Source organism: Enterovibrio calviensis DSM 14347 (assembly GCF_000621165.1).
Classification (GTDB): Bacteria; Pseudomonadota; Gammaproteobacteria; order Enterobacterales; family Vibrionaceae; genus Enterovibrio; species Enterovibrio calviensis.
On the sequence record NZ_JHZA01000001.1, the window covers coordinates 918,926 to 944,685 of the forward strand.

25 protein-coding genes are annotated in these 25,760 nt (G+C 48.6%); 16 read left to right on the forward strand and 9 right to left on the reverse strand.

Annotated elements, in window-relative coordinates; genetic code table 11:
* Positions 1–27: 27 nt before the first annotated feature.
* A complete protein-coding gene (locus Q365_RS25385) occupies positions 28–1,473 on the reverse strand; it encodes a sodium:solute symporter family transporter (protein ID WP_051563724.1) in 1,446 nt (481 codons plus the stop codon).
* A gap of 288 nt (positions 1,474–1,761) precedes the next feature.
* On the opposite strand from Q365_RS25385, the gene Q365_RS0103925 reads away from it, so the two are divergent.
* Positions 1,762–3,606: a bifunctional protein-serine/threonine kinase/phosphatase gene (locus tag Q365_RS0103925; protein ID WP_028022120.1), complete on the forward strand. Its 1,845-nt coding sequence runs from the start codon at positions 1,762–1,764 to the stop codon at positions 3,604–3,606.
* A gap of 7 nt (positions 3,607–3,613) precedes the next feature.
* On the opposite strand, the gene Q365_RS25390 is transcribed toward Q365_RS0103925, so the two are convergent.
* Positions 3,614–4,570 carry a LysR family transcriptional regulator gene (locus Q365_RS25390; RefSeq protein ID WP_051563725.1) on the reverse strand — a complete coding sequence of 319 codons (957 nt, stop codon included), beginning with the start codon at positions 4,568–4,570 and terminating at the stop codon, positions 3,614–3,616.
* A 462-nt stretch (positions 4,571–5,032) separates the two neighbouring features.
* On the opposite strand from Q365_RS25390, the gene dctP reads away from it, so the two are divergent.
* The 4 genes from dctP (at position 5,033) to Q365_RS0103950 (ending at position 8,815) form a co-directional block, all read left to right on the forward strand.
* Positions 5,033–6,037, forward strand: a complete 1,005-nt coding sequence (dctP, locus tag Q365_RS0103935; protein ID WP_028022121.1) for a TRAP transporter substrate-binding protein DctP — start codon at positions 5,033–5,035, stop codon at positions 6,035–6,037.
* A 35-nt stretch (positions 6,038–6,072) separates the two neighbouring features.
* Positions 6,073–6,612 (forward strand): TRAP transporter small permease, encoded by a 540-nt coding sequence (locus Q365_RS0103940; protein ID WP_028022122.1) that lies wholly within the window; start codon positions 6,073–6,075, stop codon positions 6,610–6,612.
* 105 nt (positions 6,613–6,717) lie between these two features.
* Positions 6,718–8,019, forward strand: a complete 1,302-nt coding sequence (locus Q365_RS0103945) for a TRAP transporter large permease (protein ID WP_028022123.1) — start codon at positions 6,718–6,720, stop codon at positions 8,017–8,019.
* 7 nt (positions 8,020–8,026) lie between these two features.
* Complete coding sequence (locus Q365_RS0103950; RefSeq protein WP_028022124.1) at positions 8,027–8,815, forward strand: alpha/beta fold hydrolase; 789 nt, start codon at positions 8,027–8,029, stop codon at positions 8,813–8,815.
* A 194-nt stretch (positions 8,816–9,009) separates the two neighbouring features.
* Here Q365_RS0103950 and Q365_RS0103955 read toward each other — a convergent pair whose 3' ends face one another.
* Complete coding sequence (locus Q365_RS0103955) at positions 9,010–9,900, reverse strand: homocysteine S-methyltransferase family protein (protein ID WP_028022125.1); 891 nt, start codon at positions 9,898–9,900, stop codon at positions 9,010–9,012.
* 124 nt (positions 9,901–10,024) lie between these two features.
* Positions 10,025–11,278: an L-methionine/branched-chain amino acid transporter gene (yjeH, locus tag Q365_RS0103960; RefSeq protein WP_028022126.1), complete on the reverse strand. Its 1,254-nt coding sequence runs from the start codon at positions 11,276–11,278 to the stop codon at positions 10,025–10,027.
* A 393-nt stretch (positions 11,279–11,671) separates the two neighbouring features.
* On the opposite strand from yjeH, the gene Q365_RS0103965 reads away from it, so the two are divergent.
* Entirely contained in the window at positions 11,672–12,112 is a 441-nt protein-coding gene (locus tag Q365_RS0103965) for an Lrp/AsnC family transcriptional regulator (RefSeq protein WP_028022127.1), read from the forward strand.
* A 43-nt stretch (positions 12,113–12,155) separates the two neighbouring features.
* Here Q365_RS0103965 and Q365_RS0103970 read toward each other — a convergent pair whose 3' ends face one another.
* The gene (locus Q365_RS0103970) at positions 12,156–13,058 is read right to left on the reverse strand and encodes a LysR family transcriptional regulator (RefSeq protein WP_028022128.1); all 903 of its coding nucleotides are present in this window, start codon (positions 13,056–13,058) and stop codon (positions 12,156–12,158) included.
* Between the two features lie 169 nt (positions 13,059–13,227).
* Here Q365_RS0103970 and cuyA point away from each other — a divergent pair, with 169 nt between their 5' ends.
* From cuyA to Q365_RS0103995, 5 genes are all read left to right on the forward strand, one after another.
* Positions 13,228–14,238, forward strand: a complete 1,011-nt coding sequence (gene cuyA, locus Q365_RS0103975; RefSeq protein ID WP_028022129.1) for a D-cysteate sulfo-lyase — start codon at positions 13,228–13,230, stop codon at positions 14,236–14,238.
* Positions 14,239–14,336: 98 nt separating this feature from the next.
* On the forward strand, positions 14,337–15,650 hold the full coding sequence (hisD, locus tag Q365_RS0103980) for a histidinol dehydrogenase (RefSeq protein WP_028022130.1): 1,314 nt from the start codon (positions 14,337–14,339) through the stop codon (positions 15,648–15,650).
* Positions 15,643–16,905 carry a DegT/DnrJ/EryC1/StrS family aminotransferase gene (locus Q365_RS0103985; RefSeq protein WP_245621487.1) on the forward strand — a complete coding sequence of 421 codons (1,263 nt, stop codon included), beginning with the start codon at positions 15,643–15,645 and terminating at the stop codon, positions 16,903–16,905. Before hisD ends, Q365_RS0103985 begins: the two co-directional genes overlap by 8 nt.
* A gap of 245 nt (positions 16,906–17,150) precedes the next feature.
* Positions 17,151–18,137: a TRAP transporter substrate-binding protein gene (locus Q365_RS0103990; RefSeq protein WP_028022132.1), complete on the forward strand. Its 987-nt coding sequence runs from the start codon at positions 17,151–17,153 to the stop codon at positions 18,135–18,137.
* A 213-nt stretch (positions 18,138–18,350) separates the two neighbouring features.
* Complete coding sequence (locus tag Q365_RS0103995; RefSeq protein WP_028022133.1) at positions 18,351–18,857, forward strand: TRAP transporter small permease; 507 nt, start codon at positions 18,351–18,353, stop codon at positions 18,855–18,857.
* Between the two features lie 4 nt (positions 18,858–18,861).
* On the opposite strand, the gene Q365_RS26645 is transcribed toward Q365_RS0103995, so the two are convergent.
* Positions 18,862–19,002: a hypothetical protein gene (locus tag Q365_RS26645; protein WP_155858980.1), complete on the reverse strand. Its 141-nt coding sequence runs from the start codon at positions 19,000–19,002 to the stop codon at positions 18,862–18,864.
* Between Q365_RS26645 and Q365_RS0104000 the strand changes: the two genes are divergently transcribed.
* Complete coding sequence (locus Q365_RS0104000) at positions 18,993–20,273, forward strand: TRAP transporter large permease (protein ID WP_028022134.1); 1,281 nt, start codon at positions 18,993–18,995, stop codon at positions 20,271–20,273. The genes Q365_RS26645 and Q365_RS0104000 overlap by 10 nt on opposite strands.
* A gap of 15 nt (positions 20,274–20,288) precedes the next feature.
* Complete coding sequence (gene cuyB / locus Q365_RS0104005; RefSeq protein ID WP_028022135.1) at positions 20,289–20,993, forward strand: cysteate racemase; 705 nt, start codon at positions 20,289–20,291, stop codon at positions 20,991–20,993.
* A 52-nt stretch (positions 20,994–21,045) separates the two neighbouring features.
* Here the strand turns inward: cuyB and rocF are convergent, their stop codons facing one another.
* The 3 genes from rocF to Q365_RS0104020 form a co-directional block, all read right to left on the reverse strand.
* Positions 21,046–21,975, reverse strand: a complete 930-nt coding sequence (gene rocF / locus Q365_RS0104010; protein ID WP_028022136.1) for an arginase — start codon at positions 21,973–21,975, stop codon at positions 21,046–21,048.
* Positions 21,976–22,110: 135 nt separating this feature from the next.
* A complete protein-coding gene (locus tag Q365_RS0104015) occupies positions 22,111–22,839 on the reverse strand; it encodes a MipA/OmpV family protein (protein WP_028022137.1) in 729 nt (242 codons plus the stop codon).
* A 223-nt stretch (positions 22,840–23,062) separates the two neighbouring features.
* On the reverse strand, positions 23,063–23,677 hold the full coding sequence (locus Q365_RS0104020) for a TetR/AcrR family transcriptional regulator (RefSeq protein ID WP_028022138.1): 615 nt from the start codon (positions 23,675–23,677) through the stop codon (positions 23,063–23,065).
* Positions 23,678–23,881: 204 nt separating this feature from the next.
* Between Q365_RS0104020 and Q365_RS0104025 the strand changes: the two genes are divergently transcribed.
* Genes Q365_RS0104025 through Q365_RS0104035 form a run of 3 tightly spaced genes read left to right on the forward strand, consistent with a single transcriptional unit; the run spans position 23,882 to position 25,678 of the window.
* Positions 23,882–24,907, forward strand: a complete 1,026-nt coding sequence (locus Q365_RS0104025; protein WP_035024345.1) for an MBL fold metallo-hydrolase — start codon at positions 23,882–23,884, stop codon at positions 24,905–24,907.
* Between the two features lie 5 nt (positions 24,908–24,912).
* Entirely contained in the window at positions 24,913–25,365 is a 453-nt protein-coding gene (locus tag Q365_RS0104030) for a DUF5329 family protein (RefSeq protein WP_245621488.1), read from the forward strand.
* A 16-nt stretch (positions 25,366–25,381) separates the two neighbouring features.
* Complete coding sequence (locus Q365_RS0104035) at positions 25,382–25,678, forward strand: hypothetical protein (RefSeq protein ID WP_028022141.1); 297 nt, start codon at positions 25,382–25,384, stop codon at positions 25,676–25,678.
* Positions 25,679–25,760: the final 82 nt, after the last annotated feature.

Consider the following 25,760-nt stretch of genomic DNA (forward strand, 5'->3'; position numbering starts at 1 on the left):
GTTTTAGTGCAATTTCTCGATGTCGAATTAGTATCGCCCTGAAATCAGTTCCTCATCGGTGGGGCGATAGGCAAACGCATCATGCTTTGGCTTCGAATATTTTTGCGTTAGCAGCGCGACGGTGACGAACAGCACCAAACTGAATGCCGCAGGAATAAGTGTAGCGAGTCCCACATAGTCGCCCGAGAACTGAGGTTCTAAAATCAAGCGCAAAGAGCCCCCGCCAATGATCGACGCCAGCGCTGCTGGCGTGTTGGACTTCTTCCAGTAAATCCCCAATGCCAATGGAACAAAACAACCCGCTAACACCACGTCGAATGCCAGAATCAAGAGTGAACCCGGTTCAGGACGCACATAGGCGAAGATAACCGCGGCTGCCATAGTTGGAATGGCAATCAAGCGTGAGAACATCAACATGGTGTTGTTGTTCCAATTGGTGTTGAAGTTCTTTTGCACAAGGTTACGGGTGATCACATTGGACAGAGCGAGAATAACCCCCGCGGCTGTCGACATACTTGCGGCAATAATACCGAGAATGAGCAAGGTACCGACAACGGTTGGCAGGTTGTTAACGGCAATGTTTGCCAGCAAATCGCTGCTACCCACTTTGTTCATGTAGAACGCGTACATGCCGATAAGGGCAGCCGGTACACCAACGGCGAGAGTGATCAAACCACCAAAGTAACAACCGCGCTTGGCTGTTTTCGGTGAATCAGAAGAAATCACGCGCTGCATGAAGTCGATCGCGACAACGTCGCCCAATCCCAGTGCAATGAGCTGCGCCCAATTGTTGATGGCGCCGTTTTTCACTTCGACTAAACCTGCACTGATACTGTGAGATTCCGGAACCGCCATCATCAGGCTTTCAAAGCCGTAATGGTCGGTGAGCCAGAAAAAAGCAGACAGCATACCAATCACAAAAATGGCAACTTGAAACACACTGGTGGTGATAGAAGCAAAAATACCGCCCGTTACCGCATAAGCGAAAATGCAAGATGTGATCACGATAAGCATGGCGAGATAGGGGTAGCCGAAAATCATTTGGAGGATCAGCGCTAGACCAGCGAGGTTACCTGCAATCAAAATGATATTGCTGAACAACATGCTGACGGAGGCCGCAGCCTCAGTGCCTTTACTGTATCGGCGATTGTAGAAATCCGGCAGCGTCATCAGGTTCATTTTCTGAATTGGCTCAGCGAAGAATGCTCCGGTGACAAACAAGCATAAGGCTAGGCCGATTGGGATGCTTGCTCCTGCCCAGAAGCCGTAGTCGTAAGTGAGCGCTGTTGCCCCCATTGAGCCGTTGGCGTCAAATGCTTGTGCACACAAGGTCATGCTGATGACCCAAACGGGCATCGCACCGCCGGCTTTGTAATAATTCATGGCTTGGCCTTTCACCCTGAAATAACTCCAAAAACCAATGGCCATTGTTATTGCAATAAACACAATGACTGACGTTTTATAAATATCCATAACTTCTCCGTTTCATTCCTTTTGTGTGCAGGTTTATTGTTTTATTTATGAGTCGTGTGTTTCTTGGGTGAAAGTAAAAATATTGTGTATATTTAGAGAGCAATATCTGTACCATTGGAGAAGCGATTCAATAATTATTTGCCTTTTTATGTGTGATTATATGAAACTCGAACTTTGGTTTTAAAATCAGTTCTTGTTGTATTGTGTTGATATGTTTGCGTTATTTTTCTGTGGTGCGGATGGTTTGTTTCTTCAAGGAAGTGAAGAAAAAGTAAAGGTGAGGGAATAATGGAGAGTTTGGGCAGTAGCAAAGAGAGCTTTTTGGATGTGTCATTTGGCGCATGCACTAATATAGGGAAAAAAGACTCTAATGATGATGCTTTCGGTGCAACCCAGCCTGAAGATATTACTCGCCAGCGATTTAAAGGTGCGGCGGCATGTATTGCAGATGGCATTAGTAACAGTAAGAATTCACAATTATCCAGTCGCGTGGCTTGTGATAATTTTATTACAGACTACTATTCAACGCCGGATTATTGGTCGGTAAAACAATCCGCGTCTCGCGTTATTCTCGCGATCAACGCTTGGCTTTTTTATCAAGACAAAGACAGTCAATCCAATGGTGGTGTTTCCCTTAAAGATGCCCACATCACGACGTTTAGCAGTGTGATCATAAAATCCAATACGGCGCATATTTTCCATGTCGGAGACAGCCGCGTGTATCGCTTGCGGGGCGATGGGCTAGAGTTGCTGACCAACGATCATAGCTACGCAAATGGCACGGCTCAGACTCATCTCCATCGCTCGTTGGGGCTACAAAACACGCTGGAGTTAGATTACTACCAGTTGCAAGTAGAAGTCGGCGATCGATTTGTTCTCACTACTGATGGTGTGCACGACGCGCTTTCACATCGCGCATTGACCGAACTGTGCATGGATCGCAGTGACAGCGCTGACCAAGAGCTAAAAAGAGATAATGATGAAGGCTCAGGCACGAATGAAAATTCAGACGGTAATGACAACCTAGATGCGATCGCGCAACGTATCGTCGAAGCCGCGGTTGAAGCCAACACCGAAGACAACGCGAGTGTGCTGTTGCTTGACGTCAAAAAACTTCCGCCGCCGCAAATCGATGAAGTGCGAACTTGGCTCTCTACTTTAAAAATTCCACCAGTGTTGCATGAAGGGGAGTTGTTTGAGGGGTTTCGTGTGATACGCCGTTTGGCAAAAGAAGCACGAAGCCATATTTATTTGGTCGAGCGCCTGACCGAACAGAAAAAATATGTACTGAAAATGCCCGCAAAGCGTTATAAAGATAATGCGCAATATATGGCTGAATTTGTACAAGAACAATGGGTGGGGCAGCAATTAAATCATCCTAATATTATGAAAATTCACTCCCAACCTTCTGGTAGCCAATTCCTCTATCATGTGTGTGAATATGTAGAGGGTAAAACGCTTCGTCAATGGGTGAAAAAACAAAAAACCATTTCACTAGCGGACGCGAGATTATTGCTAAAAGGGATGGTAAAGCCAGTCCGATATTTGCATCGAAATAATATTGTTCATCGTGATTTAAAGCCTGAGAATTTTGTCTTCGACGAAAGCGGCGAGCTGAAACTTATCGATCTTGGTTCGGTGCAGCTGGGTAGCCAGCGCGACGATGTGAGCGTTGTCAGCCGAGATGCGCCAGTGGGTGACATTGGCTACTTAGCGCCGGAGTATCTGGTTATTGGGCAGGGTAGTGTGCGATCCGATCTCTATTCGCTTGCCAGTATTGTGTACGAATTTCTGACTGGTGAATTGCCCTATGCCACCTTGCTCTCTAATCAAGATCAGCCTCGTCAATATGATTTATGGCGATATCGTCCAATTTCCGCATCAAAAGGTTTTTCTGACACGATCCCAATTTGGGTTGATAGCGTGCTAAGAAAAGCGCTAGCACCTGATCCAAAAGAACGTTATGCATTAATGTCGGAGTTAGAAGCGGATTTGCGGACGCCGAGTAAGGAAATATTAAAATCCATGTCAGACATTCCTTTGCTTAAGCGAGATCCGCTGAAGTTATATAAAGGTCTTTCCTTGATATTGTTATTTATTATCCTTGTTCAGTTTTATTTTTCTTTTAATTGAGTTCAGGTTACTTGGGTATATAAATTCCCTCGCCATCTGATATAACTTCGTTGGAAAGGGCTTTGTTCTCTTTGGCGTACATTTTCTGAGATATTCGTACTATCGACTTAGCGAAGACATTCTCAGGCTCGCGATAATAAAGCCGAACTTCAAAGGGTACATGCCATCTTTCATCTCCGGCAATGCACAAATCACCTCGTAGTAATTCATCACTCACGAATGAACGTGGCAGCCACGCTAAACCATAGCCAGCGAGTACCATGGATTTAAGCGTGTGTGCAAACGGGTTTTCATAGCGTCGATTCAAAACGCCCTGTTCTTTTTCAAGCAGTTGATCGATGGCTTTTCCAAACAAAGATTGATGGGTATATGCCACCAAAGGTATCGGTTTGCTCTCCGAACCTGGTAATTGATGCTGAGGATGCCCATTCATGTTCAGTGATACGGGCACCAACGTTTCCATACCAATCACTGTGCTATGGAAACGTTCGGAGTCAATCGCGATGCCGAGCGTGTCGTGGGTGTAACACAACAGGTAGTCGACTGACCCATTGCGGAACATCTCGATGCAATCTGACAACCTGTCTGAGGAAAGGCGCACATAAACAGGGCCGACGGCCTTTTCAATGTGCTGCATCCATTGCATGAACAGTGTTTGCACAATGGAATTTTGCGCCGCGACAGATATTTCATTTTTGGCTTGTTGGTTCAGTGAACGGGCAGCGTCTCGCGCCATGTATAAGCGATTCAGTATTTCTTCTGCTTCAACCACAAAGGCTTGCCCTTGCGGGGTTAATTCAAGCTGCGGTGATTCTCTGTTAACGAGGTCCGTACCCACCCACTGCTCAAGGGCTTTGATACGTCGACTAAACGCGGGCTGTGTGACAAATCGTTCTCTCGCGGCCGAGGTAAAGCTGGTGGAGTGGGCGAGACAAACCAAATCTTCCAATAGTTTAAAGTCCAAACAACTTCTCCAAACTTTTTTGCGTCCAAATTGCACATGGTGATCAGGCCATAACACAATCCTTTGTGTTTAAAACGCGCACAAACCACCTTTACCTCAGCAAGCTGAATTCTGTGTCTTCAGGTTACTTGGGTACATATATAAACCTACCAAAGCTGATGTGCCGCGCAGGGCTTAAGGATAAGAAAATGCCAATTAAGAGAAGATCTATTGATATAAAAGCCCTTTATTTTTCATGGGTATGCGAGAGACATTTCGATTAAGTCGCTGATTTAAAGCGTGAGTTTGGCGGCACTTAAAAATCGGTATACCGACCAATCGAATCGGCATAACGCACAAACCCGACAAGTGGCCATGCTTATTAATAGACATTGCTGTCAGCGGAAATCGACGGCGACAAAATCTGAAGTGTTCACACTATTTCAAATTACATCTATGTCGGAAGAGACAAGGAGAAGTCCCATGAAAATATCAACGTCAGCCAAAACCTTTAGCCTAACCGCACTCACTGTCGCGCTCATTGGTGCCATGCCATTGACCGCACAGGCGGCTGAAACGATCCGTCTTTCAACCTATGTCAACGAATCGGATGTTCGTTATCAAGGCTTCCAAAAGTTTGCTGAACTTGCCGCCGAGAAAAGTAATGGCGATTTGAAAGTGCAAATCTTCCCTTCCTCAACGCTTCACGGCTGGAGTGAGGGTGTTGATGCGGTGCAAGGTGGCGTGTCTGACATCAGTTGGGTGCCTGCCGACAAGCGTCTGCCGTGCTACCGCGTGACCTCGTTGTATCCGGTTGCGATTAACTTGGAAAAACAAATCGAATTGGATGCCGCCTACGCCAGCTTGGTGGAATCAGAAGCCGCGAAAGCCGATTTGATCCCGCTGATCAATTCGAACTATTCCTACGATCAGGAGTGGTGGTTTGAAGAGCCTGTGTCTGACATTGGCAAGCTGAACGGAAAACTGGTGCGCTCGATTGGGCCTCTGGTGAGCTTAATGATTGAAACATGGGGTGGTAAGCCCGTGTTTGTTGCACCCAAAGAGGTATTCCAATCTGCCGAGCGTGGTGTGGTTGATGGCATCAACATGGGTGTCGCCACTTACAGTTCATGGAAACTATGGTCGGTGATGCCGTACATGGTGAATGCCAACATGTTCTACGGCAACATCATCTACATGATGAACAAAGACAAGTTCGATGACCTCAGTCCTGCCAATCAAAAAGCCCTGAAAGAGGCGGCTGTTGAGGCAGAAACCTGGCTCAAACCGCGCTATGAAAACTGGGTTGATGAGCGCGTAGGCAATGCTGTGATGGCCAATGGTGGCTCGGCGATCTCTATGGATGAAGATCGCACTGACGAGTTGCTGGTGAATATTCAGGAGAAATGGACGCCGGAAGTGAACGAAGCGTGCGGCGTGCCATTGGCTGACAAGGTTCGCAGCTTGTTTGCAGCACATTCTGAATAATCCTTAAATCACAGATAACCACTGAGGTTCGCTAAATGAAGGCATTCCTGTTTTCAAAGCTACGATTCCTCGCCTTGGCCATGCTGTATGTGGGTGCTGCCATCGTATTGATCCAGGCTGCCTGGATCACTTACGGGGTGGGGGTACGATACATACTCAACAGCCCCGACGGCATGGTGACAGAAGCCACGGCACTCTTGCTAGTGCCTGTGGCCTTTCTTGGCGTTTCGTATGCTTTGCTCAACAATTCCTATCCCAAGGTCAATATCATCAGAGACAAACTCCCGCCGAACATTCAGTTCTGGGTCGATAAATTCAACCTGTTCATGATGCTGCTGGTCGGGGGATTTTTCTTCGCCGCTTCTTCAAAAGCCATGCTCAAGTCCATCGACTCTGGTGCCGCTTCTGAAATCTTGCTTTGGCCTCGCTTCTATTTTTGGATCCCCGTTGTGATAGCACTACTTAGTTTTTGCCTCACTGCGCTGTTTCTCCTGTGTTATGGCAACCCCATGGACGATGAGAAAAAGCCATTGAGCGAAGCGGAAGAAAATGCGCAACAAGCAGATGTGAATTAGAGAAATCCACAGGGTGTGAGCCTCGTTAAACGAGGCAATGAATTTACCCAAGCAACCTGAAAATACAGGATTCAGCTTACTTGGGTATAACAACAAGGATCAGTGATGGAATGGTATGTAGTTGGTTTAGGGATGCTAGGTCTGTTGATGGGGTTCATCCTCATTGGCTTGCCGATCCCCTTTGCGCTCGCCGCCGCATCAATCCCGTTTTTGCTTGATATTTTGAGTGTCAAATCGTCACTCGTGACGGTTGAGCTAAAATTGTGGGGCGTGTGGTTTGATTATATTTTGTTGGCGGTACCGCTATTTGTGTTTTTGGGCGAACTGATCGGACGTTCCAGTATTGGGCCAAATTTGTATTGGTTCATGCACAGCAAACTGCCCGTTCGCGGTGCGGCAGCTTACGGAAGTATTGGCGCGTGCGCAGGTTTTGGTGCGGTGTGTGGTTCGAGCATGGTGGGGGCGCTAACCATTGGCGGTGTGGCGCTGCCTGAAATGCTCAAACTAGGGTACGGAAAGCGTTTATCCAGTGGCGTGTTGGCCGCAGGTGGCACGCTCAGTGTGTTGTTGCCGCCGAGTTTGATTCTGTTGTTCTATGGGATAGTGACAGATCAATCCATCGGCGCATTGTTCATCGCTGGCGTCGTACCGGGCTTGGTGCTGGTGACCATGTTCTTCATCATCGTTGCGGTGTGGGGGAAAGTAAAACCGGAGGATATTCCGGGGCATGAAAATGTCACACCTATCCCGTGGTTGATTGCGTTCTCTTCTTTGCTACCTATCACCATTATTGGTTTGGTGATCACCATTTCCATTTATGCAGGTATTGCAACGCCAACCGAGGCGGCGGGTGTGTCTGCCATCTTCATGTTGGGGCTTGCGTATTTCTTTGGTGGGCTGCGATTTAAAGGCTTGCTGGAATCGTTGAAATCGACCATGCAAACCATGGGCTATTTGGGGCTGTTGTTGTCGTCTGGTGTGTTGTTTGGCTTTGTCATGACCTATCACCAAATCCCACAGCAATTTACGCAACTGTTTGTGGATATGCAGCTCTCGCCTTACGCCGTGCTCGCCATGATCATCGTGTTCTACATCATTCTTGGCATGTTCCTAGAGCCAGTTTCCATGACCTTCATCACTTTGCCGACGCTGTTCCCTTTGGTGCATGCGGCGGGTTTTGACCTTATCTGGTTTGGTGTGGTTTACACCATCACCATGGAAATAGCGGTTTTAACACCTCCCGTGGGGTTAAACCTCTTCGTGATTCAAAACCTTGCTCGGGACAAGGTGACCATCGGCGATGTCATTATTGGGTGTCTTCCTTTCATTGCTGCGTTGGTCATCCTGTTATTTGTGTTGATTGGCATGCCAGATACTGCGCTTTGGCTCCCTGAATTAATGGAATAAGAATACGATGAATTGTTTACGTGTAGGTACTGGGCCCACGCTGGTATTGGTGCATGGGTTTTTGAGTGGTCTCGCTTATTGGGAAAAACAGATTGCGTTATTTTCTTCGCGCTTTGATGTCGTCGCATTCGACTTACCCGGCTACGGTGGTAAGGCTGATGAGGTTGGCCTTGATAGCGTTGATGGGTTTGCCGACTATGTGCTGACTCGTCTTGATGAAATGGGTATCGATCAGTTCCATTTAATGGGTCACTCTATGGGCGGCATGATCGTGCAGGAAGTGGCGCTCAAAGCGCCAGAGCGTGTCATTGGGCTGGTGCTATATGCCACAGGGCCAATGGGCGATTTACCGGGTCGATTTGAATCGATTGAAGACAGCATTGTTCGCGCCGAAACGGAAGGCACCACACAAGTGGCTTATGACACGGTGAAAACATGGTTTTCAGACGGCGCGGAAGATCCAGATTTCGAAGGGGGAATGGCGCTTGCCAATCGCGTCCAAACGCAGACCTATATTAACGGTCTTCGTGCGATGGCAGGCTGGCGTTCATTGGAGCGACTCAACGAGATTCGGGCAAAAACCTTGGTGCTTTGGCCAGATAGTGATCGGTCCTACATGTGGACACAAACAGAAGCGTTATGGCGCGGAATCATAGGGGCAAACCTCGCGGTTGTTCCGCAAGCGGCGCATAACATTCACCTTGAGAGAACGCAGGTGTTTAACCTCTTGGTACTCGACTTCCTGCAAAGTGATGTGGTGAAGCAGCGGCGATTGGCGTTGAACGAATGTTTGTAATGGATGAAAAGTCAGCACTGAAAAAGTGACGCCGTAATACTTGGCTGTCGCTAACGACATAAGCTCAACATTAAAACCAGCAACAAAACCAACAATGCCCCGCCTCGGTGATCCGAGTGCGGGGCATTTTTATACCCAATTAACCTTGATCCAGCATCTTCAGGTGGCTTGGGTATATATAGGGAAAAGCCGCGCTATTTCTTTCTTAGCGAATCGAGATAGGCGATGTGCTCTGGGAAAATCGCGCAGCATCCCCCCACCATGTTAGACCCTGCATCCAACCATGCTTTTACATACGCCGCGTATTGGTCGGCGGATAGTTCACGTACGGTTGTCAGCGCATCGTTGGCTTGGTGTTCCTGTTGGATCACGGAGAACCCGTTCGCATAAGCGCCCAAGGAAATGGTGTTGGAGTGCGCATCGACAATCACACGTGCAACGGCGATTGCATCCAGCATGACTTCCGGTTGAGAACAGTTGAACAAGATGCCATTCACATCGCGTTCGCATGCCGCTTTCACTGCATCAGCAACCGCTTCGCCGGAACGAAGGCGAGGTTGATCCATGGTTGAATCCATTAGAGAGAACGCAAAGTACGCGGGCTTATTCGAGGTCTCAGCAGTTAAGGCATCGCAAATGGTATGAAATTCTTCAATAGACCCGATGGTTTCTGCCAGCCAAAAATCGACGTAGCCACCTTGTGCGTCAATCAGGTTTTGAATGATGGGCGTTGCCGCTTCAGCGTTGAATAGGTCGGGGCGGTATGATCCAAGTACCGGCGGAATACAGCCTGCAATACGCACCTCGCGCTCGCTGTCTTCAGCAGCACGTTGAGCGATTTGAGCCGCAAGCTCGGCGAGCTCAAACCCCTGTTCTTGATAGCGAGCCTCACCCAGATGAAAGGGCACGCAGGCATAACTGTTAACGGTAATCACGTCACAACCTGCGTCAATAAAGTTTTGATGCGCTTGATATACCGCATCGGGCGCTTCAATTAACGCTTGAGCGCTCCATAGTGGCTGAGAGAAAGGAGCGCCGATGCGCTGAAGTTCTCTTCCCATGCCGCCATCCAATAGTACAAACATCCGTTTATCTTCCTTGTCACGTCTATGAGCGAGAAAATCGCACATGTTGACAGTATTGTCGATAGAATTTCGGAAGCGAATGTTTTGTGGCAAATTTTATAAGCACCCAGTGACTAAAACCCAGTTACAAATTAACGACCTTGCGGTTGTCTTTTTTGCCCTGAAACATGAGCAAACCAAAAATCGTGAGCGCATAGAGCATCGACCAACCTAGGCAGATAAACACAAAGGTACACAGCACAAGCGAAACCGCCGCCAGCCATTTGGACGCGCCCTGAAGCAGTTTGAACGCCGCGAGCATAGCCATTAAATACACCAGCACAAAAATGCTGTTAGCGAGCTTGAGGAAGAACTCAAGGTTCAGCCCCGACAATTCGCCTGCCACACAAGAAATTGCCAACACAGCGCCTACTGCCAAGGTCGCATTCATGGGGACACCGCGTGCTGATACTTGTGCCATTTTTCCATTGGGTTTGTATTCACGGGCTTGTGCCCACACCATGCGTGAAAGGCTCTGTGTATAGAGATTCACACTGGCAAAACACGCAGAGAAACCAACCACACTGACGAGTAGTTTAAAGCTTGGTCCAAAGAGCTGTTCACTCAAAAACGGAATCGACGCACTGTCGAATTCAACGCTGCCGTACGCATGGAATTTGAGAATAACCACCGACATGGCCCAGTAGGTTGCGCCTGCTACAAAACAACCCACGATAATGGCGATGGGGAAATCTCGCTGGGGGTTCTTAAATTCCTCGCCCATGTGTGCAAACGCCTCAATGCCCACAAAGCACCAAAACATCACACCTAATGCTGCGCCAATTGGCCAGATGGAATCGCCACTGAGTACTGGCATGGTGAGATCTGCCGAACCAACGTCACCACGCCACAAAAATGCGCCGACAAGGGCGAAAATGCTGATTGCGATAACGGTTTGTAGCTGGCCTGACGATTTCGCACCCATCAGGTTAACGCCGATTAGCAGCATGACCGTAATCAGCTGCGCGAGGAGAAAATCATTAAGCCCTTCAGGTAAAAGTTGCTGTAAGAAACCTGCCGCCAATGCGATTGCTGCGGGCACGCCGACAGGTATGACGCTGACAAAAAGCCAAGCGACGCTGCGCTCTAAACGTGGATTGAATGCCTGACGAACAAAATAGGCTGTTCCACCCGCGTTCGGGTAGCGTTTGCCGAGTTGCGCAAAGGTCAACGCGATTGGACAAATGGCAACAAAAAGCAGCAGCCACGCCCACAGTGATAATTCCCCAGCGATGCCTGCAGCGATAGCGGGGATCATAAACAAGCCCGTGCCCAACAGTGTGGTGGAGAGCTGCCCGATACCTGATAACAGGGTGATTTCTTTTTTTAGCTGATTCATCGTCACTTCTATGTGCAGCGGAATGGATTAGATCCAGCTCAGTGTTTCAGTACACTTGCCTAGAGGGCATTTGACACTGAGCATCTTCAGGTTACTTGGGTATACACGGCAAGATTAAAGGGAATAGGCTGAAAAAGCATCGCTCAAAGTGTCTTTGTTAAGCGTCAAATTAACGGTTTTCAGCGTTAAAGATGACAATGTGACGGTTTTTCGCGAACTCTTAGGGGTATCTGAACATTTTTGCGAGCAGCGGAGAGCGTGTAGCGATAAAGTGTAAGGAGAATGACCCAAGCATCTTCTGGTTGCTAGGGCATGTACAGACAGACTATACACATAGATAAGCCGACGGAATTGGCGGTCAGCAACGAAGAAATGGAAGTACAGAGATAAGTAATGGACAAATTTGATACGCAGATCTTAAACATATTGCGCGTTGACGCTCGTCGAACCGTCAGTGAAATAGCACGAGATGTCAGCTTGTCGCGATCTGCCGTCACCGCCCGAATTCGGAAGATGGAACAGGATAAAGTCATCCTCGGTTATCACGCAGATATTGCTGAAGAAGAAACGGTTCAAGGCGTCACTGCCTATTTGGCATTGAAGTTTGATACGTCATCAAACGGGCACCATTGTGAGTCGTACGCTGCGGATATCTATACCCTAGACGGTGTGAAATGGTGTCACGCTATCAGCGGCGAAACCGACATGATGTTGTATGTCGAAGTGCCTAATATGGCGCGCTTGAATGAGATTCGTGAACACATACAAGCTTATCCAGAGCTGATACATTTGATCACGCATACGGTGCTTACCGAGTTTTTTAATACCAAATAACGACGAGTGGCGAGTAAGACCGCCGCTAGGCTCTGGGTCGCCGCTATTCCTTGCCATACAGCTCATTGAGATAGTTCCAAAACCGCTCTACTTCGGGCTTGGCACTGTGACGGTTGCGATACAGCAAAATGCGTAAATCAATCCTTGGCAAAGCCGTATCCAATTCTACAAGTCGTTTTTCCTCTAACTCTTGCTTGATCAAGCTCGATGGTAACCATGTGGCACCAAACCCCTGTGTCGCCATCGCTTTTAACCCTTCCGCCATTTCATTTTCACATACCACGTCATAGCGAAACTGCGAAGGTAGCAGGCTGATGGCCGATTTTTGAATCAGCCCGCCTAGGTAGGTTTCTTCGGGAAACGCCAGTAGGCGACAGGGCGCATCTTTGCTAAAAAAGTGCAGCGGCGCTCCGTATTCATCAGGCGCGGAAACGGGGATCAATCGATCCCGACCTACTTGAATGGATAGGCTTTTTCGCTTCATTTGAGGGCTATCAAATGCTTGAGACGCAAAGGTAAGAAGGAAATCCCCTGAACCAGCCAAGAAAGCTTCATTGAGGCTGTGAATATTCCCCGGCACCAGTTTGACCACGGCATCCGCAACGAGTGGGCTGAGGGTTTGGATCCACGCGGGGAAGAAAGAAACTGCCGTAGAGTGTTGAGCAAGGAAAATCAGCGAGTGAGGGTTTTTCCGTTGTTGTAGGCGATTTCTTACTGCCGTGATGTCGTTGATTAGCCGCTGCGCTTCATCGACAAATTCAGTGCCTGCTTCTGTCAAGCTGGTGGGGAGCGTATCTCGATTCACCAATACAATCCCGAGCCAATTCTCCAGTGAACGAATGCGCCGACTAAATGCAGGTTGAGTCACATATCTTGCGTTGGCGGCTTTTGAGAAACTGCCGTTCTCACTGAGCGCAATAAAGTCTTCCAGCCATTTCAATTCCATTAATTCAATCCTTTAGCGTCCCGCTAAAACCGTTATGCCGAAAAGTAACCGGTGTTTATTCAATATAGGTATTGGCGAAAAACAACGGTGTCTCACAGGCTGTAAACATTGCAAAAGACTTATATACCCAAGCAATCCATTGAACTACTTCTTGATAAGGACATAACCCATGCATCTTGCCCGTTTTCCTCGCCTGCATTTCGCCCATCTCTCAACGCCGTTAGAACCGATGCCGAATCTATCAAAAGCATTGGGTGGCCCCACGTTGTGGATCAAACGTGATGACTGCACAGGCCTTGCGGGTGGCGGTAACAAAACACGCAAACTGGAATTCTTGATGGCGGATGCGGTGGCTCAAGGCGCTGACACCATCATCACGCAAGGGGCGACGCAATCAAACCACGCTCGTCAAACCGCGGCGATCGCAGCCAAGTGCGGCATGGCTTGCCACATCCTGCTGGAAGACCGCACGGGCTCTGATGACCCTGACTACGTGTTCAACGGAAACGTCATGTTGAATCAATTGTTTGGTTCTTCCCTGCAAAAATATCCAGCCGCTACCGACATGAACGCGGCGATGGAAGATGTGGCAGCAACAATGCGTGCGGAAGGTAAAAAGCCATACATCATTCCGGGCGGCGGTTCTAACCCGATTGGCGCGTTGGGTTACGTGAACTGTGCCTTGGAGCTACTGACTCAGGCCAACGACCGCAGCCTGAAAATAGACCACCTCGTTCACGCTACGGGTTCTGCCGGTACGCAAGCGGGATTGGTGACAGGACTCTGTGCCTCGAACAGCCTCATCCCGCTATTGGGCATCGGTGTGCGCGTGCCGAAAGAGCAACAAGAAAACAACGTCTTTGCGCTGGCCGAACGCACCTGCGATCTGCTGGGTATTCCGGGCGCTGTGCCACGAGAAAGTGTCGTGGCGAACTGTGATTACGTCGGTGAAGGCTACGGCATCCCCGCTGAAAGCACCTTAGAAGCGATTTCCATGTTCGCGGAGCACGAAGGCATTTTGTTGGATCCTGTTTATTCAGGAAAAGGCGGAGCAGGTCTGATTGATTTGATTCGCAAAGGCCACTTCAAAGAAGGCGAAAATGTGGTGTTCCTGCACACAGGTGGCGCACAAGCCTTGCCGGGTTACCGTGACGCATTTGGCTTCGACGCCTACTGCTAACTCACTTAGCACTCAGCCAGCCCCGTGGCTAGCTGACCTTTCTCGGCGCGAGTTTTTAAGCTCGCTATGGCTAACTTTGGAATTCGGCGAGTAAAACAATGGAATATCTAAAACGCGGTGAGCGTGAAGCTGATGTGCAAACGGATGACGAACGCATTCAGCAGGTGGTGAAAGACATGCTGGCGAAGATCCGACGCGAAGGCACCAGTGCAGTAGAAGAGTACGCCAAACATTTTGATAACTGGCAGGGCGATTTTGTCTTGTCGGATGAAAAGAGGGCGGCACTTATCGCGTCTGTGCCACGGCGAGTAAAAGACGACATCGACTTTGCTCACCGACAAGTTCGCCGCTTTGCGGAAGCGCAGCGTGCCAGCTTACAAGCATTCGAAATTGAAACCGAAGAAGGCGTGAAACTGAGCCAACGCGTGATCCCCGTTGATTGCGCAGGTTGCTATGTGCCAGGTGGGCGCTATGCCCACGCAGCCTCTGCACTGATGAGTGTTGCAACAGCTAAAGCGGCGGGCGTGCCGACTGTGGTTGCGTGTTCGCCACCCCGTGGCGATTCCATTAACCCCGCGGTGGTGTACGCCATGGATCTTGCTGGTGCAGACATCATCCTAGAAATGGGCGGCGTACATGCTATTGCCACTATGGCATTCGGCTTATACACCGGAAAGTCCGCCGATATTCTTGTTGGCCCAGGAAATGCTTACGTTGCTGAAGCCAAACGCTTGCTGTTTGGTGAAGTGGGTATCGATGTGTTCGCAGGGCCGACAGAATCCGCCGTGATCGCTGATGAAACCGCAGACCCAATGACCATCGCCGTCGATTTGGTTTCGCAAGCCGAGCATGGCCCAAATTCACCCGTCTGGTTGTTCACCACCAATAAAGCACTGGGTGAGAAGGTCATTGAACTGATGCCTCATGTGATTGCCGATATGCCAAATGCAGACGTATGTGAAGCAGCGTGGCGTGACTATGGCGTGGTCATGGTATTTGAAAATAGAGAAGAAGCCGCCAAAGTCAGCGATGAATGGGCGTGTGAACACGTACAAGTTCAAGCCGCAGACCTCGATTGGTGGAAAGGCAATCTCACTAACTATGGCTCATTGTTTTTGGGAGAAGGCAGCACCGTTACTCACGGTGATAAGTGCTCAGGAACCAACCATATTTTACCGACTAAAAAAGCAGCACGGTACAGCGGCGGTTTGAACGTTCAGAAGTTTCTGAAAATCCTCACGACACAAGAGTTAAGCGCTGACGCGAATCTGATGTTCAGCACGGCAGGCTCTCGTATTTCTCGCACTGAAGGGATGGAAGGCCATGCACGAGCATGTGACTGGCGCTTAACCAAATACTTCCCTGATACCGAGTGGGATTTCGACGTCTACCAACAAAAACGCTATGACTGATTCTTCCGTCATGTTTGGGTTCGACTTAACGCGGGTTGAAAACACGCGAGCTGCGAGAAAAACGAAAATGCATACGTTCAAAAAATCGTTTACTCAGCAAATGCCGATCTCTGAAAGCGCGATTGCCAGTGCGGTTGAGGTGATGCGAACAGGGCGACTACACCGTTACAACACGGTAAATGGCGAGTTGAGTGAGGCAGATTTACTCGACAAGCAGTTCGCAAAGTATCTCGGTGTGACGTACTGCTTAAGCTGCGCCTCTGGTGGCTATGCCCTGTATATCGCGTTGTTGTGCGCCGGTGTAAAACAGGGTGATGCCGTGTTGTGTAATGCCTTCACATTAGCCCCTGTGCCAGGGGCGATTAACAATGCTGGCGGGGAACCCGTTCTGCTTGAAACCACGGAAGATTTGACGATCGATCTGGATGATTTAGCCAATAAAATCGCACAGTCTGGCGCGAAGGTCCTGTTGCTTTCCCACATGCGCGGCCACATCGCTGACATGGATGCCGTGATGGCGATTTGTGAACACGGCGGCGTGGCATTGATTGAAGATTGCGCCCACACCATGGGCGCGGACTGGAACGGAAAAAAGAGCGGCACGTTTGGGCTAGTGTCGTGCTTTAGCACGCAAACCTATAAACACATCAACTCCGGCGAAGGTGGGTTTCTGGTTACGAACAACGATGAAGTGATGGCCAAATCCATCATTTATTCAGGTTCTTACATGTTGTTTGACCAACATCCGACCTTACCACCGATTGAAACATTTAAAGACATCGCAAAAGGCACGCCTAACTTCAGCGGAAGAATGGATAACTTGCGTGCCGCGATATTGCGCCCGCAGTTGGCGGCGTTAGACGCACAGTGTGAGCGTTGGAACCAACTTTATCGCGCCATGGAAAAAGCGCTTTCAATCGTTAACGGAATTCGTTTAACCCAGCGCCACGCCAATGAACATTTTGTTGGCAGCTCGATTCAATTCTCGTTACCTGATTTCTCCCCTGAACAGTGCGCCAAGTTTGTGATTCGCTGCGCTGCACGTGGGGTGAGTGTGAAATGGGTGGGCGACAGCCAACCCTCAGGTTACAGCAGTAAATATAACCATTGGGAGTACTTGGAAGGTTTTGCGCCTCTTCCTAACACCGAGCGAGTTCTCGCGTGTCTGATTGATATGCGAATCCCGCTTACCTTTGACGAATCTGATGCAGACAGTATCGCTCAGGTGATCTCAGAGGTGCTCGAAACGCTGTAGATGTCCGATTCAGATCGGATGCTTCAACGGCATAAACCCAAACTCTTTGAATCCTGCATTTTCAAGTTGTTTGGGAATAACAATAAGTAACGTCAGGCAATTTTGATTAACAGCAAACTAGCAATACACAAGCGCACAACATAAAAGCGTGGCAACACCGAGTAAAGAAAATCTCGCAAAGCCAAATCCTTAGGTGCGCCAGTACCTAAGCATTCACGGATGTTATCGACTAAGAGGTAAAGGATATGAAGTTAAAGCAGTTTGCAAAGTTTGCAGCCATTTCCATCTTGGCTCTCCCCGTTCTTGCAAGTGCCAAAACCATGAAAGTGGGTATGGGCGACCCGATTGAATCTGATCAGGGCGCGTATGCGATTCGATTTCAGCAGTTGGTTGAGTTCTATTCCGACGGCGATATCAAAATCAAACTGTATCCCGGCGGTGCATTGGGCAGTGAAACAGAAATGGTGCAAAACACCCGTTTAGGTTCATTGGACATGGCATTGGTGGGCATTGGTAACGTGACGCCGTTTTCTAAAAAGTTAGGCGCGTTAACCATGCCGTATTTGATCACCAACTCATCAGATGCCGTGGTTATCACGACGGGCGAGTTGGGTGAATATTGGAACACATTAGCGACTAAAGAAGCTGGCGTTAACATTCTCGGCTGGACGTATTCCAACTTCCGCCATCTGACCAATTCAAAACGCCCCGTCAGAAACCTTGAAGACGTGAATGGCCTGAAAGTTCGTGTTCCCCAGAACAGCATCATGTTGAAATCATGGGAAGTGTTTGGCGCGAACCCGATTGCTATGGCATGGACAGAAACCTTCACCGCACTGCAACAGAAAGTGGTTGATGGTCAAGACAACCCGTACATCGTAAACAACACCATGAAGTTCTACGAAGTGCAGCCATACCTTACCGAAGTGCATCATCAATACTCACTGCAACCGCTGCTGATTGGCAATCGAACCATGGACAAACTGAGCGATGAACAACGCGCTATTTTGAACCGTGCGGGCCTAGAAGCGCAGCAATACGCCTTGGTGTTCCAAATGACGGAAGCAGAAAACGCCAAGCAAAACATGATTGCGAATGGTGTTGAAGTGTTCACCTTGGAAGACGAAGACAAGTGGATTTCGCTGGCGAAAGAAAAAGTGTGGCCTGAGTTTTATGAAGACATCGGCGGCAAAGAAAGCTTCGATGACGTGCTAAGCAAGCTGCAGCAATAACAGCAGATGCTGGGTTTGATTGCGCCTAACCAAGGCAAGCTAAGGCCAAGCGAAGGTGAAGTAAAGGCCAGATGAAGCCCAGCAAACGCAAATGCTAGGGGAGTGGGAACGCTCCCCTAAAGAGGACGACAGGCAAAAGCGTCGCGCTTCTAAATATTGTGAACGTGCTTCTTAGCGAACGCGCTTTTGAGCATTGTGTAAAGGGACGCCGCCATGAAGAGCGTATTAAAGACATTAGACAAGTTTGAAAGCTACGCGTGCCAAGCCTTGCTTTGCTTATTTGTCACCTTGCTGTTTATTCAAGTCATCATGCGGGTGGCATTCAATTACGGCATTCCATGGAGCGAGGAGTTATCCCGCTTCGCTTTCGTTTGGTTCGTGTTTTTGGGCGCTTCTTATGCAGCACGCCTCTCCGCCCATAACCGTGTGACTTTCCATCTTAAATTACTCCCCGTCAAAGTGCGCAATGGCATTGAATTCTTTGCTGACATGCTTTGGATTGCGTTCAATACCATGATGACCATCAAGAGTGTCGAGGTGATTGAAAGCTTGATGGAATACCCATTCCTTTCCCCCGCATTGGACTGGTCAATGGCATTTCTTTATTGGGTTTTCCCCATTTCTTTCACGCTCACCTCAATACGCATTATTCAGGTTAATTACCTCAAATTGGTGAAAGGGCACGAATTCAAAGATATGGATGACCCTCAAGTGGATTGATGCGTCAATCACGTGCTTCGGCACGTTTCTGCGTTATTGGCCTCTTATACACGTCAATCAGCTCTAGGGTCATGACGTTATTGATCGTAGAGCGAGCAACACGGAGTGTTGCACCAAATAGAAAAGGAGCCGTCAATGTCGGCATCGTTAGTTCTTTTTGGCTCATTCTTTGGGCTACTTTTCATCGGCGCACCCATCGTTATTGCCTTGGGTGGCTCGGCCATGCTGGTGTACTTGCTCTCCGGTGATGATTACGTCTCGCTTGTACAAACCGCATGGAATGCCGTCGATTCATTCCCCATTATGGCGCTTCCCGCGTTTATTCTTTCTGGCGCACTCATGCAAGCGTCAGGTATCTCCAAACGCCTTGTACATATTGCTGAATTAATGGCTGGCCCGATGGCGGGGGGATTAGGTTTTTCAGCGATTCTTGCCAGCATGTTCTTTGGCGCGATTTCTGGATCTGGCCCCGCGACGACTGCCGCCGTGGGCATGCTGATGATCCCCGCACTGGTTGATAAGGGATATAACCGAGGTTATTCCGCCGCGTTAACCGCGTCATCTGGTGGGCTTGGCGTGGTGATCCCGCCGAGTATTCCGATGGTGATATACGGTGTCACGGCCAGCGAATCCATTGGTAAGCTGTTCATCGCGGGTGTGGTGCCGGGGATCATGTTGGCGGGTGGTTTGATGATGACAAACTACGTTATCAGCAAAAAGAATGGCTACGTTGGCGCACCGAATCAAGAGTCCGGTGAGCTGCGAAAAGCCTGCAAAGACGGCATCTGGTCAATTCTTGCGCCGTTTGTGATCCTCGGTGGTATCTATTCCGGCCTATTTACACCAACAGAAGCTGCTGTGGTGTCGGTGTTCTACACCTTGTTTGTCGGCAAGTTCATTCACAAAGAACTAACGCTAGACGGATTGAAAGGCTCCCTGAGTTCTACCACGTGGTTAACCGGTCGTGTTCTCATCATTATGTTCGCTGCCACCGCATTTGGTCGCATTCTTGTCGAAAATGATACGCCTACTGAAATCGCGAATGCGTTACTGTCGATGACAGACAGCCTCGCGCTGATCTGGTTGGTAGTTATTCTGTTTTTGATATTAATCGGCATGTTCATGGAGACCCTTGCCACCATCATGATTGTCACGCCTGTTCTGTTGCCGGTAATGGTTCAGTTTGGCGTTGATCCAGTCCACTTCGGTGTGGTCTTGGTGTGTTGTTGTGAAATTGGATTTTCAACACCGCCGCTTGGCGAAAACATGTTTATCAGTTCCAGTATTGCCAAGGTGTCCATTGAAGAGATATCGGTGAAGGCATTGCCATTCGTGCTGGTGGAGATTCTGGTGGTGTTCATCATGAGTTACTTCCCAGACACTGTGCTCTGGCTACCGAATATGATGGGTTATTAGAGGGAGGGCACGGGAGTGAGCAGTAAGGAAATGACCGTAGGGATCCTAGGCGGTATGGGTCCAGAAGCCACGGTGGATTTGATGCGTCGTATTATCAAAGCGACGCCCGCAACCGATGATGCAGACCACATACGTCTGCTGGTTGATAATGATCCAAAAGTACCTTCTCGCATTCGATATTTGATTGAGAAAACGGGAGAGTCTCCCGCGCCTTACATGGCAAAGATGGCATGTGGATTAGTTGAAGGTGGCGCTGACGTCTTGGTGATCCCCTGCAACACCGCCCACCATTTTTATGATGACGTGGCGCAAGCGGTATCAGTACCTGTGCTTAACATCTTGGAATTGGCAGCAGAGAAGATTCACCGTCTTTACCCAGACATCAATAGGGTGGGGCTCTTGGGTTCAAGCGCCTTACAAATCACCCAGCTTTATGCGCCCGCATTTGCTGCGAGGGACATTGAAACCGTGTTTCCTGATACCGATCGGCAAGAAGCACTGATGGCGCTCATTCGTGCCGTTAAAGCGAATACGCACACCGAGGAATTGACTGACGCCTTCAACTTAGCGGCAGAAGATTTAGAAGATCAGGGGGCGGGTTGTCTACTGATTGCCTGCACAGAGTTATCAGTGATTGCTAAAACGCTGAAAACGCCACTGCCCAAGCTCGATGCTTCGCAGATCCTAGCGGAGCGTATTGTGAAAAGGGTGAAGGGGTAAGTGTGCGATTGAAAATCAGCGCGGGTGTTATCCTCGCGCTGTCTTTTTAGGGCTAGATAACACTTCTTCCAAACGCACTCAGCATCAACGACACCGCTCGTTCCGCAGAGATGTTTCCTTTATCAAGAAACGGATTGAGCTCGACCAGATCCACTGATGTGATCAGGTTGGTTTCGGCGCACTTCTCCAACAGTAAATGCGCTTCTCGATACGTGACGCCGCCGGGAACGAGTGTGCCAGAGCCAGGTATAAACTCAGGGTCACATCCATCCACATCAAAGCTGACGTGAAAGCCGACCGTGTCTTTGGTGACAATGTCGATAATTTCGTCGCTGACGCGGCTCATGCCTAACTCGTCGATATCACGCATGCTATACACTTTCACGCCCGACTCTTTGATGAGCTCTCTTTCTTTTTCATCAATGTCTCTGACCCCAACCAGTGCCACGTTTTCAGGTTTTATTTTGGGGTTCGCGCTCATGATGCTGGTGAAGTCTTTGTCTCCATAGCCAAGCAGGTGAGAAAGCGGCATGCCGTGAACATTGCCTGAAGGCGAAATCCCCGGAATGTTCATGTCTGCGTGGGCGTCAAACCACACGAGACCGATGTTTTGGTTCTGCTTGTGGTAGAAATCTGCAATGCCAGAGATTGAACCCATCGCAATAGAATGGTCACCGCCAACCACCAAGGGAATATCGCCATTGGCGAGAGCGCTATTGGTAGCGATAGCGAGGTCACGGCAAACTTGCAGTATTTCATTGCGAAACCGCATATTGCCGCTTGTTTCAACAGGGCGAGATTCTTTGGAAGGCACATTAATATCGACTTCCTGTGAAATGTGAAAACCCATTTTTTTAAGTTGCTCACCCAGCCCAGCGATACGGACGGCAGACACGCCACCGTCCGTGCCTCTGCGTGATGCCCCTAAATCCACAGGCACACCGATGATTTGAATGGATTTAGATACGCATTTTTCTTCCATCAGTTTGCCCCTCTACGTCCGGCTCTAGAACCTGCAGTTTTTCATATAACGCTGAAGAAAAATGTGCGGCGTTAATGTTCTATTAACATTGTAGGGTTCATAAAAGAAAGTTGTCGTAGAAAAAGGTGCTGTTGACTAAAACTTATATGCCGCACCAATGCTGAATTGCCAGCCGAGATCTTGCTGCACCAGCGGGCTGTCGCTGTCGTGGTGTTCAAGCTCTAACTTGGACAAACCAATAAATTCTTCTGAGAAATCGTAGATACCAATCAATCCAGATTTGTAGACCCAAGTGCTGCCTGCGTTGAATGAATCGAGCCCAGAAGTTCGGCTTTCGTTCGCTGACACGCTATAAAGATGATTCGACAACTTAGCATCACGATAATCCACTTCGACATACGGAGAGAGGGTGAATTGCTCGAAAGGGGTATCAAAGGCGCGTCCTAAATGCAGTTGCACTTCGTAGCCGTTATGCTCGTCGGTAACATCATGCAAGTACGTCAGTCGAGCGCCGACGCTGCCAATGGTGACACCCAATTCGCCATTGCCGTCACGATCATTGATGCCATTAGGAATATCATCAAAATCATCGGAGACTTCAGCGAATCGCCACTGACCAGAAATTCCCACCCAAGGCAAAACGGCATAGTTCAACAAACTGCCATCAATGAATCCGTATTCACCGTTGTAGAAAATGTTGGGTTCGACGCCGCCGCTTGTGCCGTCGTTGGAAAATACGGATTCGCCGACGGTGACACTGCCTCCTACAAAGCCGTAGTCGTCGTACTTGTCGTTGGCGGCGACATTCATAGATAACACCAACAACGTAAGCCCTGACATTGGAGCCAAACCGAATTTCATCATGGATTTATTCCCATCATTTTCTGCGCATTGAACATAAACAGAACCGGATGAAACCAAAAAATGACGCGAATCTTGAATTGTTTGAGAATTGAGAGATTTAGAAGGGCATTGAGAGCATTCTGTGAGGATTGCTAATGCTTCAATCTCGCCGACAAATATCGACGAGAGCTTCCGCCATAGGCTTCTACTAGAAGCTTCCCGAAGTACAGTTGCCCAGAGGCGGTTATCGTTTTTGATAATGGCTCAAAAATAGCTGCGCGGTATTTCTTGCGAGCTGCTGTCCTTCTTCTTCGCCAATCGGAGAGCAGGCACCGATCAATTGTGGCCAGAAGGCTTCGCCTTTGATAAGACTGTGCAGTTGCGTACGTGCTTTCTCAACGCTGTCTATCCTTAGTGTGCCTTTACTTGATTGATGTACAAGCCAAGTGTGTAGGGCGGTGTGCTCTTTCGAGATGTTCGCCATTTGCTCTTGAAGTGCGTCTGGCTTAAACAGGAAATGACCGACAGCCACTTTGGCCATATCAAGGTAGTCATGCGTTGAGAACACTGCGATTTCTTGGTACAGCAAACTCGTGAGCTGATCTTCAAGGGGGAGTTCCGCAAGTTGCTCTAGAGCATCAGCCGTGATCGAGCTCTGCCAAAGCACAGCGAGTAATTCCATCACCAAGGCTTCTTTAGAATCGAAGTGATTGTAGACCGTGCGTTTAGACACATTCGCCAGCGCTGCCAGTTTATCCATGCTGGTGTTTTGCACGCCAACTTCTTGGAATGCCTGTCGAGCGGCACAAAGAATGGCCTCTCTTTTTAATTCACTTCGAGATTTTTTCTTTTCATTCATCAGGTTAAACGTCGCTGAAAAATTTGTTATCGCCATTTTACACTAACCGGTTTACTTTTCATTGTTAAAATGTAAACTACACCGAGTAGTTTACTTAATTCTGCGAACCATCAAGGTCATTTTCAACCAACAAACTTCGGCGTGGACGGTATGAATAAAAACACTTTGAAACAAACATTTTTAGCCGTACTTGGAGTATTAGCAATGAGTGGTTTACTGGCGTCATGCTCATCATCGAAAAATGAAAATCCACGTTACCCAGCAAAATTTGTAAACAGCGATCCTGCATTTGTAGCGCAAGGAAACCTGTTTGAAATTATCAAAGCCTATTTCACGGTTGAGCGTAAAAACCCGACGCCAACCTTTGCGTTGCCTGTTCAAGCGATCACCGCAAAGCAGCTATTGACTGAAAAGAGTGACGTTGTGTATCGACTGGGGCATTCAAGCGTGGTCATGAAGTTGGACGGACAATTGGTTATGGCTGATCCGGTCTTTAGCGATCGCGCATCACCGTTTCAGTTTATCGGCCCGAAGCGCTTTCACCCTACGCCGATTAGCTTGGCAGATTTACCTAACATCGACGTTGTGGTGATCAGTCACGACCACTATGACCATCTCGACAAGCATTCAGTGAAGACCCTAGAAGAAAAAGTCGGGGTGTTTCTTGTGCCGTTAAAGGTTGGAAAGCATCTGTTGGACTGGGGCATTTCAGAAGACAAAATTGTCGAGCTCGAATGGTGGGAGTCTAAAGAGATCAACGGCATCACTTATACTTTTACACCCACTCAGCATTTCTCTGGCCGTACGTTGGCAGATGGCAATGCCACGTTGTGGGGAAGTTGGGCGATTAAATCCGCAGAGAAGAATGTGTTCTTTAGTGGTGACTCTGGCTACTTCGACGGATTCAAAGAGATTGGTGAAAAGCTTGGGCCGTTTGATCTAACCATGGTTGAAACGGGCGCGTATAACACGTTGTGGTCGAACATTCACATGTTCCCGGAGCAGAGTGTACAAGCGCACATCGACTTACAAGGTAAGGTGATGATGCCAATCCACAACAGTACCTTTGATTTGTCGATGCATGATTGGCAAGAGCCGATGGAAAAAGCCATTGCAATAAGCGAAGCGCTCGGCGTTACTGTGGTAAGCCCTGAAATCGGTCAACGCTTAGAAGTCGGCGAAGCGATGCCGATAGCGACGTGGTGGAATAATGCGTCAGAAGGAAAATAATGCCTATGTCGATAACGTCTGTGTCGATAAAGCCTATCTGGAACCCGTTGGCAAAAGTCATGCGAAATCTCATGCAACAACGCGTTGATAAAAAGGCTGTCAAATACTCTGCGTCAGTATTGTGTGCCGCGATGCTGATGATAAGCAGTGTGTCATTTGCGGACAATAGCGATCAAAAGCCAACCACAGTGGAAGATGACGTGTCCTATCTGGTGGAGCAAATGCTAGAGTCTGACTGTCACTTTGAGCGAAACGGAACGACTTATACGCGTGAGGAAGCTGTAGAGCATCTCAAGAATAAGTGGGATTACGCCAAGAACAAAGTGGAATCGACAGAGATGTTTATCAATGAAGTGGCATCAAAAAGCTGGTTCACGGGGCGTGAATACAAAGTGATTTGCGGCAATGGTGAACACACGAGTCAGCAGTGGTTTCAGCAACAATTGGAGCAACAATAGAGAAAGGTGATCAGTGATGAGAGATGAACAAGAACTGAGCGAAGCGGAAATTGGTAAGATTTCAGGTATTCTTGATCTGCAGGAACAGCTTATGGTTAAAGACGTAGAACAGGTGATAAAAAATCGCGTTGCCGCCGCCATGTCGCAACTCGAAGATGCCGACCTTACCTTGTCCGACATCGATCCCGCCAATGAAGAGTACTTCACAGCGGTGCTGCTAAGTGAATTGTTCTCTCGCTTGCACAGTGGTGATGAAGACGTCGCGGAAACCATACTCTATAACTTGAGAGCGCAAGCCGGGCTGATTCTCTGAAAGGAAGGGAAGAAAATAGAGCATAAGCAGCCACAAGCATTTGCCTTAAATTGAACACACTGACTCTGATGGCCTCTGAAAT